Source organism: Lysinibacillus sp. FSL L8-0126, from assembly GCF_038630385.1.
GTDB lineage: Bacteria > Bacillota > Bacilli > Bacillales_A > Planococcaceae > Lysinibacillus > Lysinibacillus fusiformis_D.
In genome coordinates, this window is the sequence record NZ_CP152028.1 from 1,456,453 (window position 1) to 1,468,842 (window position 12,390).

Annotated in this window: 15 protein-coding genes and 1 rRNA gene; 1 reads left to right on the forward strand and 15 read right to left on the reverse strand. The window is 36.4% G+C overall.

Annotated features, from left to right (window positions below):
* Positions 1-66: 66 nt before the first annotated feature.
* Complete coding sequence (locus MHI34_RS07000) at positions 67-837, reverse strand: TatD family hydrolase (protein WP_036122308.1); 771 nt, start codon at positions 835-837, stop codon at positions 67-69.
* Between the two features lie 252 nt (positions 838-1,089).
* A complete protein-coding gene (gene metG / locus MHI34_RS07005; protein ID WP_170829913.1) occupies positions 1,090-3,066 on the reverse strand; it encodes a methionine--tRNA ligase in 1,977 nt (658 codons plus the stop codon).
* A 349-nt stretch (positions 3,067-3,415) separates the two neighbouring features.
* On the opposite strand from metG, the gene MHI34_RS07010 reads away from it, so the two are divergent.
* The gene (locus MHI34_RS07010) at positions 3,416-3,694 is read left to right on the forward strand and encodes an AbrB/MazE/SpoVT family DNA-binding domain-containing protein (RefSeq protein WP_004229214.1); all 279 of its coding nucleotides are present in this window, start codon (positions 3,416-3,418) and stop codon (positions 3,692-3,694) included.
* Between the two features lie 185 nt (positions 3,695-3,879).
* On the opposite strand, the gene rsmI is transcribed toward MHI34_RS07010, so the two are convergent.
* The 13 genes from rsmI to rrf all read right to left on the reverse strand — a co-directional run bounded on the left by rsmI (position 3,880) and on the right by rrf (position 12,381).
* Positions 3,880-4,758 (reverse strand): 16S rRNA (cytidine(1402)-2'-O)-methyltransferase, encoded by an 879-nt coding sequence (rsmI, locus tag MHI34_RS07015; protein WP_342504290.1) that lies wholly within the window; start codon positions 4,756-4,758, stop codon positions 3,880-3,882.
* Positions 4,755-5,018: a GIY-YIG nuclease family protein gene (locus MHI34_RS07020; RefSeq protein ID WP_036122300.1), complete on the reverse strand. Its 264-nt coding sequence runs from the start codon at positions 5,016-5,018 to the stop codon at positions 4,755-4,757. Before MHI34_RS07020 ends, rsmI begins: the two co-directional genes overlap by 4 nt.
* Positions 5,002-5,751, reverse strand: a complete 750-nt coding sequence (locus MHI34_RS07025; protein ID WP_036122296.1) for a tRNA1(Val) (adenine(37)-N6)-methyltransferase — start codon at positions 5,749-5,751, stop codon at positions 5,002-5,004. The genes MHI34_RS07020 and MHI34_RS07025 overlap by 17 nt, the downstream gene beginning before the upstream one ends.
* Before the next feature lie 63 nt (positions 5,752-5,814).
* Positions 5,815-6,171, reverse strand: coding sequence for a DNA replication initiation control protein YabA (yabA, locus tag MHI34_RS07030; RefSeq protein WP_004229222.1), 357 nt, complete (start codon positions 6,169-6,171; stop codon positions 5,815-5,817).
* A 27-nt stretch (positions 6,172-6,198) separates the two neighbouring features.
* Positions 6,199-7,014: a stage 0 sporulation family protein gene (locus MHI34_RS07035; protein WP_141905706.1), complete on the reverse strand. Its 816-nt coding sequence runs from the start codon at positions 7,012-7,014 to the stop codon at positions 6,199-6,201.
* Positions 7,007-8,011, reverse strand: a complete 1,005-nt coding sequence (gene holB / locus MHI34_RS07040; protein WP_330494073.1) for a DNA polymerase III subunit delta' — start codon at positions 8,009-8,011, stop codon at positions 7,007-7,009. Before holB ends, MHI34_RS07035 begins: the two co-directional genes overlap by 8 nt.
* 157 nt (positions 8,012-8,168) lie before the next feature.
* Positions 8,169-8,609, reverse strand: a complete 441-nt coding sequence (locus MHI34_RS07045) for a YaaR family protein (protein WP_036122373.1) — start codon at positions 8,607-8,609, stop codon at positions 8,169-8,171.
* A 108-nt stretch (positions 8,610-8,717) separates the two neighbouring features.
* A complete protein-coding gene (locus MHI34_RS07050) occupies positions 8,718-9,047 on the reverse strand; it encodes a cyclic-di-AMP receptor (RefSeq protein WP_004229230.1) in 330 nt (109 codons plus the stop codon).
* 227 nt (positions 9,048-9,274) lie between these two features.
* Positions 9,275-9,904, reverse strand: a complete 630-nt coding sequence (tmk, locus tag MHI34_RS07055) for a dTMP kinase (protein ID WP_058844483.1) — start codon at positions 9,902-9,904, stop codon at positions 9,275-9,277.
* 17 nt (positions 9,905-9,921) lie between these two features.
* Positions 9,922-11,355, reverse strand: a complete 1,434-nt coding sequence (locus MHI34_RS07060; RefSeq protein ID WP_342504291.1) for an aminotransferase class I/II-fold pyridoxal phosphate-dependent enzyme — start codon at positions 11,353-11,355, stop codon at positions 9,922-9,924.
* A 366-nt stretch (positions 11,356-11,721) separates the two neighbouring features.
* The gene (locus MHI34_RS07065; protein ID WP_342504292.1) at positions 11,722-11,859 is read right to left on the reverse strand and encodes a hypothetical protein; all 138 of its coding nucleotides are present in this window, start codon (positions 11,857-11,859) and stop codon (positions 11,722-11,724) included.
* A 9-nt stretch (positions 11,860-11,868) separates the two neighbouring features.
* The gene (locus MHI34_RS07070; RefSeq protein ID WP_342504293.1) at positions 11,869-12,159 is read right to left on the reverse strand and encodes a hypothetical protein; all 291 of its coding nucleotides are present in this window, start codon (positions 12,157-12,159) and stop codon (positions 11,869-11,871) included.
* Between the two features lie 106 nt (positions 12,160-12,265).
* Positions 12,266-12,381: ribosomal RNA gene (rrf, locus tag MHI34_RS07075) — 5S ribosomal RNA — on the reverse strand.
* Between the last annotated feature and the right edge of the window lie 9 nt (positions 12,382-12,390).

Genomic DNA, 12,390 nt, shown 5'->3' on the forward strand with positions numbered 1-12,390 from the left:
TTCTCTGAAAATTGACTTCTATGTTTTTGCCAACCACAAACCCTGTATTGGAGGCATCTAAGCTAGTTAATTGTCAATCCCAAAAAATTTTTTCGCATTGGCGGTAGTTGCTTGTGCAATTTCCTCAATTGTTAACCCCTTCAATCGCGCAATTTCCTCCGCAACTAAGGGCACAAAGCTTGGTTCATTACGCTTACCTCGATGTGGATGTGGCGCCAAATATGGTGCATCTGTTTCAATCATCAAGTGCTCTAGAGGTATTTCCGTAGCCACTTCCTTTGGCAGACGTGCATTTTTGAATGTCACTGGTCCACCAAGACTAATCATAAAATTCATAGCTATACATTCACGTGCTGTTTCTACACTCCCACTAAAGCAGTGCATAACACCCCCTACGGATGCTGCGTTTTCTTCACGCAAAATTTGTACAACATCCCCTGTTGCATCCCTGTTATGAATAATGATTGGCAAACCTAACTTTTGCGCTAATTGAATTTGCTTGCGGAAAAGTGCTTGTTGAACTTCTTTTGGTGACTTATCCCAATAATAGTCCAAACCTGTTTCACCAATGCCAACTATTTTTGGATGTGCAGCTAATTCCTCAATCCAATCTAAATCTTGTTGCGTACAATCAATAGCGTCTACTGGATGCCAGCCAATGACACCATAAACAAAATCATATTGCTCTATTAATTGCATTGTTCTATTAATGGTTTTACGGTCAAAACCAATAACAACCATTTTCTCTACTCTAGCTTCAAGGGCTCTATCAATTACCTCTTGAAGGTCTTCCTCATACTGATCTGCATTCAAATGTACATGTGTATCAATAAACATCTTCATTCTCCTAACATCGATTTTATTAAAATTTATTATTTCATATTTTTCGTAAGCATTACAATTTTGTTACAAACCATTCGGTATTGTGACATTCCACTTAATCGACAATACTTGCAATAATTCTATATACCCATAAAATCACATTTTTCACACCGTATAAATTATTTCAAAATAACAATAACCTAATTTCTCTAACAGATTTGAAAAGCCTGCTGAATAATATGTATTCAGCAGGCCTTTCTTAGTTTGTTACTTTACTTTCGCACCATTTTCTAGTTTTGGATCAACTGATGCTAATTTTAAAATTCCATCTTTTTCACCAGCTAGAATCATTCCTTGTGATAATTCACCACGTAGTTTAACTGGCTTCAAGTTTGCTACGACAATCACTTTTTGACCGATTAATTCATCAGGTGTATAGAATTTTGCAATACCTGAAACTACTTGGCGTTGCTCATATCCAAGATCCACTTGAAGCTTTAATAATTTATCTGCTTTTGGAACAGTTTCACATGCCGTAACAGTCGCCACACGCAAATCAATTTTCATAAAATCATCAATGGTAATTTCAGGAATTTCTGGGTTTTCGTCAGTCTCTGGAGTCTTTTTAGTCTCTTCTTCTTGTGGTGTTTTCACAGAGCCACGCATTTCCTCACGAATATAAGCAATTTCAACTTCATTTTCCAAGCGTGGGAAAATTGGTATCCCTTTTTCTACCACTTTAATGTTTGTTGGAATAGTATTGCCGAATGTTTCAATTGTATCCCATGCTAAGAATTTGTCATCTAAACCTAACTGATCGATCATACGTTTCGGTGTTGTTGTCATAAATGGTTGTAACATGACAGCAATTTGGTGTAAGCTCTCTGCCAAATTTCGCATAACGGCTCCTAATTTTGGCTTATCTGACTCTTCTTTTGCTAACACCCAAGGCTGTGTCTCATCTATATATTTATTAGTACGCGACACCAGTGTCCATAAGTCAGCAAGAACAACACTAAATTGCATTTTTTCCATACTTTCTTCATATTTAATACGCACCGACTCAGCTTGCTCTTTTAATGCTGCATCAAATTCTGTTGATTGAAGATTTTCTGTAGGAATAATACCATCAAAATATTTATTAATCATTGAAATAGTTCGATTTAGTAAATTTCCTAAATCGTTCGCCAAATCAAAGTTTGTACGTTCAATAAATGATTCTGGCGAAAATACACCATCAGAGCCGAATGGTAATTCACGTAAAAGGAAGTAACGTGTCGCATCTAGGCCATAACGTTCGATTAACATTTCTGGATAAATGACATTGCCTTTTGATTTAGACATTTTACCGTCTTTCATCATAATAAAACCATGTGCAAATACTTTTTTCGGTAATGGTAAATCTAACGCCATTAAGAAAATTGGCCAATAAATTGTATGGAAGCGCACAATATCTTTCCCTACTACATGTACGTCTGCTGGCCAGTACTTGTTGAATAGTGTTTCATCGTCAGACAGGTACCCTAGAGCTGTAATATAATTCGTTAATGCATCCACCCATACATAAATGACATGCTTTGGATCCCCAGGTACTTTAATCCCCCAATCGAAGGACGTTCTTGATACTGATAAATCTTCTAGCCCTGGTTTAATGAAGTTATTAATCATTTCATTTTTTCGTGATTCTGGCTCAATGAATTCTAGGTTTTCTTCATAATAAGTTAATAAACGATCTGCGTATTTCTTCATATTAAAGAAGTACGATTCTTCTTTTACTTTGTGTACTGGTCGACCACAGTCTGGACAGTTCCCATCAACTAATTGAGTTTCTGTAAAGAATGACTCACATGGTGTACAATACCAGCCTTCATATTCGCCTTTATAAATATCACCATTATCTAAAAACTTTTGGAAAATCTTTTCGACAGCTTTCGTATGTCGCTCTTGCGTCGTCTGTATAAAATCATCATAAGAAATATCCATTAAAGACCAAAGCTTTTTCGCAGCATCTGCAATTTCATTTACATAATCTTGAGGGTGTTTCCCCGCTTCGGCTGCTTTTTCTTGTATTTTTTGCCCATGTTCGTCCATTCCTGTTAAAAAACGAACATCATAACCACGTAAACGTTTATAACGTGCAATAGTATCAGATGCAACGGTTGTATATGCCGTACCAATATGAAATTTCCCACTTGGATAGTAAATGGGTGTTGTTATATAGAATGTTTTTTGTTTTTCACTCACAAGAACTGCCTCCATTGTTTTACAATATACTTTCTATTCTAACGAAGTACCAAATTCGTTTCAATGAAAGTTTATCATATGCGAAAATTGTCGAATAATATATTGAATCCATTAAATGACTTAAATAAGAATCTTTTTTACTATTGTTGAAAATATTTATTAAAAACCTTTTAAAATGAATAAAATAACTGCATTCTTCTCAAAAAAATTTTTTAGAAAGCATAATATTAGTGTATTAATTAATTGACGTTTATGGCATTACTTGGTATGATAACTATCAGACAAGGAAATTATGTCGAAATTTGACGAAATACCAATATAACTTTTAATAATTAGGAGGAAATCTATTATGAAATCAACAGGGATTGTTCGTAAAGTCGATGAGTTAGGTCGTGTAGTAATTCCTATCGAGTTACGCCGTACGCTAGGTATTGCTGAAAAGGACGCTTTAGAAATCTATGTGGATGACGATAAAATCATCTTAAAAAAATATATGCCTAATATGACATGTGCTGTTACTGGTGAAGTTTCCGATGATAACTTCCGTCTAGTTGGAGGCAAATTAATTTTAAGTCCAGAAGGCGCTGAAATGTTAGTAAAAGAAATCCAATCTAATTTAAAAAAATAATTGATTGCTCACCTAAATCAAATACAATGATTTAGGTGTTTCTATTTATATAATTTACTATACCCAATTTCTAAACCCCTTATAATGTCCATGTCAGACCTTTCTATTTAAGGGTACTATTATTTACAGTTATTATCAATTTAAAATCAAATAAAGAGCTACCTTAGTAAGGTAACTCTTTACTATTATTGACTATGATATTCATTATAAACATCTCTTTTAGCTACTTGTCTCAACTTGGCTACTTCCTTAATGGCTTCTTTTGATGTTATATTCGATTGATCCATGATGAAATCAACATGTTCAATAATGGACATTGTCTCCCAATAGGCTTTTGCATGTTCATCTTCCTCTTCGGCAGAGCTATTGCCTTCAAGAACAATACAAAACTCTCCACGAATCTCCTGGGTTTGCGACCATTCTACAGCTTCAGCCAATGTGCCGCGTAAAAATTCTTCAAATTTCTTTGTCAGCTCACGCGCGAGGACAACGCGACGGTTTCCGAGTATTGCTTCCATATCCTTTAATGTATCTTTTAAGCGATGAGGTGCCTCATATAATAAGATAGTTTCTTGACGTCTTTTTAATTGCTCTAACTGCTGGCGTCGATCTTTTTTTCCACGATTCAAAAACCCATAAAAGAAAAATGGCTGTGGTATTAATCCAGAGGCAATTAATGCTGAAATCGCAGCATTGGGACCTGGCACTGGTACAACTGGAAAGTTTTGAGCAATTGCTTTTTCAACTATGTCCGCACCTGGATCAGAAATACAAGGTAAACCTGCATCACTTACTAATGCAATTGTTTTCCCTTCGTGAAGCATAGATAATAATTTTTCGCCACCTACTGCTAAATTATGTTCATGGTAACTGATTAATGGTGTTTCGATATCAAAGTAATTACATAGCTTCTTTGTATTTCTAGTATCTTCTGCAGCAATAATATCGGCTTCTTTTAAAATGCGAAGTGCACGTACACTCATATCCTCTAGATTTCCAATAGGCGTTCCTACCAGATATAAACAACCTGTCAGATCGTGTATTGTACTTTTTTGTGATTTCACGATTCACCCCTCCTTATATAGTTTATTTTCTGCATTCTTGTTAATTGCTTAAAAGCATATTCAGCACGCATTGCTTCTTGCTTTGTCTCAAACATTTCTTTATAAATACATTTCACTGGGCCTCTAGCTCTTGTATATTTTGCCCCTTTACCAGCGTTATGTACAGCAACACGCTTTTCTATATTATTTGTATACCCTGCATAAAGGGTTTGATCCGCACACTCTAGCACATAAAAGTAGTGATTACTGCTCTTTTCCATAAAGAATGTCTCTCACTTCTGCTGTATATTCGTTATTGCCATCATAGACATACAAGGGTGGCAAGATTTTTAAATCTGGTTTTCCATCTTTTATTCCCTCTATTAATAATGTATTGGCTTCTTTGCCTTCTTTCGGATAAATGAGTTGCATCCGTTTGGGCTCTAAGCGATTTGCTCGCATAGCTGTAACAATATCTAATAATCGACCTGGACGATGGACAAATGCCGCCTTGCCACCTTGCTTTAATAATTTACTTGCAGATTGGATGGCTTCTTCTAATGTTAAATATAATTCATGTCGTGCAATGGCATGATGTTCACTGAGATTTTTATCACTTGCTTCATGTGCTAAAAAATAGGGAGGATTGCAGGTAACAACATCATACTGTTCTATGCCTAAGTGTTTTGGTATTTCTTTTACATCACCAAGAATCATTTGAATTTGGTTTTCCAGTTGATTGTAATGGATGCTTCTCTCTGCCATATCAAATAAACGGGGCTGAATCTCAACTCCCGTAATTTCCCCTTTTGTACGTGCACTTAAAAAGAGAGGAATTACGCCATTTCCTGAGCATAAATCAACAATTTTTCCCTTATGATAGGGAATATTGACAAACTTTGAAAGCAACACTGCGTCTAACGAAAACGAAAAGACGGAGGGACTTTGAATAATACGCAAATTCTCCGCCAATAAATAGTCTAATCGCTCATCATCCTTTAACCATTTTTCCATGCTTATTCCTCCTACGCTACAAAACAAAAGACTGATACCACCGTAGTGGGAATCAGCCTTCTATTACACATTTTGTTTATTTAAAAATGATAGACAAAACAGACAATCTTCACCTTTACGTGAACTTCCAAAATGAACATGACAAACGTGGAAGCCTTCCTGGTATAAGCGAGCTAGGTTATCATAACCTTCACCTATATCTAGAGGACTCTCTTTCTTTACTTCAGCAGCTTGTACGGAGTTTGTATTAGAAAGTAGTTCTTCCAGACGTGTACGAAGATGATGATTTTCTGTTTCAAGCGCCTTATGCTCTTCCATCATTAACGCTACAAATTGTTTCAATGCACCAAATTGCTCCTGCATTGCTTCGAGCTGTTGTTCGAACTCCATAACGGTATCCAAGAAATTACGGTCCTTCACCCAAGCCACCTCGTTAAATTCTCTATCTTAAATAAGATTTTTTTCGCATGCTAGCAGTTCTTCTAGTGTATACTCAACTGTGCGTTCCTGCTCATGTAAATATACTTGAATAAGTCTTTCCAGCACATTTAACCCTACAACTTTCCCGCGACCATCTGGTGTCATCGCTACCTCACCTATATCTGGCATGCCCTCTTTTGCCTCTTCATATTCATCATTTTCATACTTTAAGCAGCACATTAAACGTCCGCAAAGACCTGATATTTTTGAAGGATTTAAAGATAAGTTTTGATCTTTAGCCATTTTAATAGAAACTGGCTCAAAATCACCTAAAAATGTGGAGCAACAAAGCATTCTTCCACATGGGCCGATACCACCTAATAATTTTGCTTCATCACGCACACCAATTTGGCGAAGTTCGATACGTGTTCTAAAAACCGAAGCTAAATCTTTTACAAGATCCCTGAAGTCAACACGTCCTTCAGCTGTAAAATAAAAAATAATTTTATTACGATCAAATGTATATTCAACATCTACAAGTTTCATTTCTAAATTATGCTCTATAATTTTAGTACTAGCGAGTTCAAATGCACGTTTCGACTCAGCTGCATTTTCCTCTACTTGTATACGATCACGATCATCTGCTGGTCTAAGTACTTGTTTTAGTGGTAATACAACATCATTATCACCTACTACTTTTTGAGGGACAACTACTTTTCCATACTCTACCCCGCGAGCTGTCTCTACAATAACATATTGACTATCTTCTAGTAGAAATGATGCCGGATCAAAATAATATATTTTACCCGCCTTTTTAAAGCGGACTCCTACTACATTATACAAATGTATATCCCTCCTGCAGATTTAGCATTAACTGCTCAATCAATAACGTCCTATTCATGTTACGTTGTAAAGAGGCGCGCGCTTGTAAAATAGATTCCATTTGACTTGATAGTCGCTCATAAGTGGAATGTAACGCAACTTCTTTAAATAGTGGTAACATGTCTGGATAAGTACAAGCTGCCTCGGGATTAGCTTTTATTGACACTATATCACGGTAAGCAAATAGTAGTAAATCCAATGCTTGCTCCATCTCGCCTTTTTCTTTAAAATGTGGTAACCACTCTTCATGTGCAATAAGCATTGCCTCGTGTACATTTTGCCGAATGGCCTCCACTAATTTTAACACTGTTTTTCGAGCGAGTGCAAACTGCTCATCATTTGCCAAAAATATAGCCATTTCGAGCTCGTTTGTCATCATGCTTACTGTTGAAGCCATCGAATCCGAAATATTATTGTCCTGTAAGTGCTTCAACAAAACATGACGTGGCATTTTTTGAAATTTGATATGTTGGCAACGAGAACGGATTGTTGGAAGTATTGACTGCATTTGCTCTGTTAATAATATGGCAGTTACTTCTCCATCCGGCTCCTCTAAAAATTTAAGTATCATATTGGCTGATGCTGTATTCAGACGGTCTGCATGATGAAGCACATAGATTTTACGCCCTTCTTCTACACCCATCATTTTCATCTCGCCAATAAGTTCTCGCATTTGATCAATTTTTATAAATTGACCATCTGGATAAATTTGATGAATATTTGGGTGATTTCCCGAATCCACACGTCTGCAATTTCGACATGTTTCACATGGAACATTTCCACTTGGTTGCTCACATAGCATTAATTTGACAAAAAAGGTCATAATATCTGCCTTGCCTGTCCCTTTTTCGCCATCAAAAATATATGCATGTGCTAATCTATTTTTGTCAAAAATCGTTTGAAGTTGCTTCATTACGACTGGCTGTAGCGTGAATAGCTCTTCAACATTCTTGGCCATACATTTTAATTCCTTCCTGTATCTACAACAAAAAGCGTAACTGTCTCCAATTCTCACTTTTTGAAAAGAAACATTACAGTGCTTCCTAGTTTAATGGCAAGCTGCCAAATCAAAATTTGAAAAAAGCCCGCGCCTAAATGAGAATGAGACACGGGTTTTACATATATAAATTAATTAGTAAGCCTTTAATCTCACCGATTTTATCAAGGAGGTCTATCGCTTCTTTTTCCTCATCTAAGAGATCTTGGGCAAGTTCGACAAGACGTGTATCAATAGTTTCAATGATTTTTAATCGTCTGCCTTCGCCAAAACGATTCCATGTATGTGATTGTTTTAAATCCATTCCATGTTCTACTGTCTCTTGTAGAAATCGTTTTACAAGCATTTTAAACTTAGCAAGTTCCCGTAAATTACGTGATCTTGCAACACGATCACCAGCACTCGAAATATCTCCTAATAAACGTGTTAGTTGCTCTGTTTGCAGCTTGTTACCTTGCTTAACGACCATATCTCCAAATCGGTTATTTTGATTATTATTTTGTAGTGGCTCATTGCGATTTGTATTTAACCCGACACGTATATCTTGATTAATCTTCAAGCTGGTTTCGCCCCACTATCTTTATCAATTTCTCCCTGCATTGGGATAAATATCAGGCTCATATGATAAGCCTAATATCAGTGACCTCTTACGAATGGAGGCTACTTATTAAAAATGATGGAATTGTTCAATTGGTAAAACAAATACAGTAGCTCCTCCTACCTCTACCTCCACAGGGTAAGGTATATAGGAATCGGCATTTCCTCCTAATGGAGAAACTGGCGCAACCATTTGCTCCCGTGCTCGACAATTATCCCGAATAATATCTAAAAGTTTGGGTATGAGAGAGTCTTCAGTTCCTATAAGAAATGTCGTATTTCCTGAACGTAAAAATCCTCCTGTGCTCGCTAATTTAGTTGCGCGAAACTGATTTTTCGTTAAAGCATTTGATAAGCGACTGCTATCCTGATCTTGCACTACAGCTACGACTAACTTCATTCGCACTCACCCCTTTTATAAAATTCACCTAAATAGGTTTTCATACTATTCCTAAGCATTTATAAACATTAATACTTCGACTATTATCCATGTGAAATTAATTACACCTCGGCATAATTACGTCCATATTTTATCAAGCTTGCTCGTAATTCAGTAGGTATCTGCTGAATTAGATAAAATAATGGATAGTATCATTATATCACAATGTTGTGGACAACTTCATGCTTTTAGTGCATTGCTTCCAATAATAATAACCATACATCTTCAACAACATGCTCAATATGTTGGTCTGCATTCACTACACGTATACGTTCTGGGTACCGATCGACTAGTTGTAAATATCCTTCACGTACCTTCTGATGAAACGGCAAACTTTCAACATCTAAACGATTTACTTCTCTCTTGTCAGTTGCATGAATACGTGCTAATCCAACCTCTGGTGGAAGATCAAATAATATAGTTACGTCAGGTAATTTCTTACCGATAGCAAATTCGTTAATAGAAAGTACCTCATCAACACCTATTCCTCTTGCATAACCTTGATAAGCTAAAGATGAGTCGATAAAACGATCACATATTACCAACTGACCAGCATCTAAAGCTGGTTGTACTTTTTCAAAATAATGCTGACTTCTTGCTGCAGCATATAACAATGCTTCTGTTCGCTCGTCCATAGCTGTATGTGCAGGATTTAAAATAATGGTTCTTATCTTTTCTGCAATTTCGATGCCGCCTGGTTCTCTTGTTGCTAGAACGTCAATATTTTTTTCTGCTAGTCGCTCAGCTATCATTTGAATGATTGTTGTTTTCCCTGCTCCCTCTGGGCCTTCGAATGTAATAAATATATTGCTTTTCATGCTGTTATTGCCTCCAACTATCTAATGACCTGAATCATTTTTTCTGCTAATCGATGATTTCCTTGGAATGTCGCTCCTGCTGCTAATAGCTCTTCCAGTTGACTTAATTTTGCTACGGTTATTCTTTCTCCTAGAACAAGTAATGGAATACCAGGCGGATAAGGAATAATCATACTTGCTGAAACCCTTCCCATTGTACGCATATATGGTAACCATTCTTTACTTAATGATGCAATTTCATTAAAGGTATAAATAGGTTCAGTAATAGGTACAAAATGATAGGCTGTTTGAGAAGCAGCTATGCTATCCGTTTTAGTTGTGTTTAATAGCATTGTTATAGCTTCTTTTATGCGGACTCTTATTTCAGCAAATGGGTAAGGATGTCCTTGCTTCAGCAAAGGTAACACAAATAATACTTGATTCGCATCAGCTAGCTCTCCATAGACATGCTTGGCCTCCAGTACCTCCTGTAATTGAAAACCACTATAACCATTGACACGTAACAATACCTTAAGTGGATCATCTACTTCAATTACTTCTAAGGAACCAATTGATCGTAATGCTTCAATCCATTGTTTCTTTTTTTCTATTATATATGCCCCATCACTCTCCATATATGTCTGTACATAATAGCGAGCATCATCTAATGAGGCTAATAATACATAGGATGGGCTACTAGATTGCAGCATACGTAGATAGTGATGTATTTTGTCAGCATCAATTAATTTCGACTTAACATGCATAAAGGATGCCATCGTCATTGCTGGTAATGTCTTATGTGCTGATTGTACAACGACATCTGCTCCTAATGACAAAGCGGATGGTTGAAATAATGTACACGCATTAAAATGAGCGCCATGTGCCTCATCCACTAAGACAGGGATTTCTTTTTCATGACAATAAGCAATTTGTTGCTGTATTTCATTCGATGTCATCCCATAATAAGTAGGATATGTTAAAACGACCGCTTTCGCCTCTGGATAATTTTTCACTGCTTCTTTAAGATCTTTATAAGTGACATGCGTTGCCGTTAACGTTCGCTCATCCCAGATTGGTGAGACAAAAATAGGCTTAGCCCCCACAAGTTCAATGGCGTGGAAAATTGATTTATGGGCATTACGTTGGACAATAATGGTATCACCTTTATCACATGTAGCATAAATCATCGTTAAATTCCCAACAGTAGAACCGCCCACTAGAAAGAAACTCTTCATTGCTCCATATGTATCTGCTAGTAAATTTTCTGCTTCTAATATCATTTCCTCAGGGTAATGCAAATCATCTAAACCTGTTAATTCAGTTACATCATAACGCATAACATCTTTAAATGCTTGCGGAAGATGGGACAGTTCGCCATGCTTATGACCTGGGACATGAAAAGAAATATTTTGTTGTTGTCTAAAACGTTCTAATCCCTCTATAATTGGCTTTTTCTTTTGCAAAACAAACACCCATTTTCGTTAGATTCTTATTTAATTATACGAAATTATAACGAGATAAAAAAGCTATCCCTCAACAAGGTTCTCCATATTTATCTGTTGAACTAAAATTTTTCAACAAAACGTCTTATTATCTCTGTTTCCATTGCATCTAGATTACTTTGAGTTTACTCCAAAGGAATCATCGTTTAGAGGCTATGTGACAACATAATTTAGTCACGCCGGCATTCTATTTGAATAGATATTTGAATAGCCACTAAAAAGCAGACATTCTTTACCTCATTATCGAAGAGAGAACATTTAGTAAAAAAACATTTGCTCATTCCATATAAAAACCGATTATTGCCGTTATCTGCAATAATCGGTTTTTCCACAAAACTATTCTTTCACCACTTTAACGGCCATTTCCTTTACTAATTGCTCCACTAGTCTTGGGACAAAATTATCTAAAACTGGATTCATCATTCCTGCTAAAAAGCCGCTAGCCTTCATTGTTAACTTACCAGTAAGTTGCAATGATTGATCTTAATTTTGTTTTATTTCAAATGAACCATCGCCATTTATCGGATCGGATAAGCCCTCCAAATCAAAAAGTATCTGATGAGCATCTGATTTTTTCACCTTCAGCTCCACTTTAACAGCTTTTTGAATAATGCCAAAATCTCCTTGAAAGACCCAAATCATATCATTTTCATTCAATAATTCGTGGTGTAAGTAACCTGGTATTAAAACAGCCCATTGTTCTTTATTTTGAATAAATTCCTCTAACTTTTCTTTCTGCATACTGATATTCTTACTATATTGTCCAGTTGCCATTACATTGCACCCCTTTGTGTGTTTTAATCACTCCATTAAACTTTAACATTTTATAGGTCTCTAAATAAATAAAAAAAACCACTGATTTCTCAGTGGTTACTTTGTTGCCTAGCGACGTCCTACTCTCACAGGGGGAAGCCCCCAACTACCATCGGCGCTAAAGAGCTTAACTTCCGTGTTCGGTATGGGAACGGGTGTGACCTCTTTGCCATCATCACTAGACTATGGTCG

Coding starts and splice junctions, on each gene's coding strand:
- MHI34_RS07010 (WP_004229214.1), top strand. CDS start 3,416: ATGAAATCAACAGGGATTGTTCGTAAAGTCGATGAGTTAGGTCGTGTA.
- MHI34_RS07070 (WP_342504293.1), bottom strand. CDS start 12,159: ATGGCAACTGGACAATATAGTAAGAATATCAGTATGCAGAAAGAAAAG.
- tmk (WP_058844483.1), bottom strand. CDS start 9,904: ATGAAAAGCAATATATTTATTACATTCGAAGGCCCAGAGGGAGCAGGG.
- holB (WP_330494073.1), bottom strand. CDS start 8,011: ATGGCCAAGAATGTTGAAGAGCTATTCACGCTACAGCCAGTCGTAATG.
- MHI34_RS07000 (WP_036122308.1), bottom strand. CDS start 837: ATGTTTATTGATACACATGTACATTTGAATGCAGATCAGTATGAGGAA.
- MHI34_RS07025 (WP_036122296.1), bottom strand. CDS start 5,751: ATGGAAAAATGGTTAAAGGATGATGAGCGATTAGACTATTTATTGGCG.
- MHI34_RS07050 (WP_004229230.1), bottom strand. CDS start 9,047: ATGAAGTTAGTCGTAGCTGTAGTGCAAGATCAGGATAGCAGTCGCTTA.
- MHI34_RS07020 (WP_036122300.1), bottom strand. CDS start 5,018: ATGGAAAAGAGCAGTAATCACTACTTTTATGTGCTAGAGTGTGCGGAT.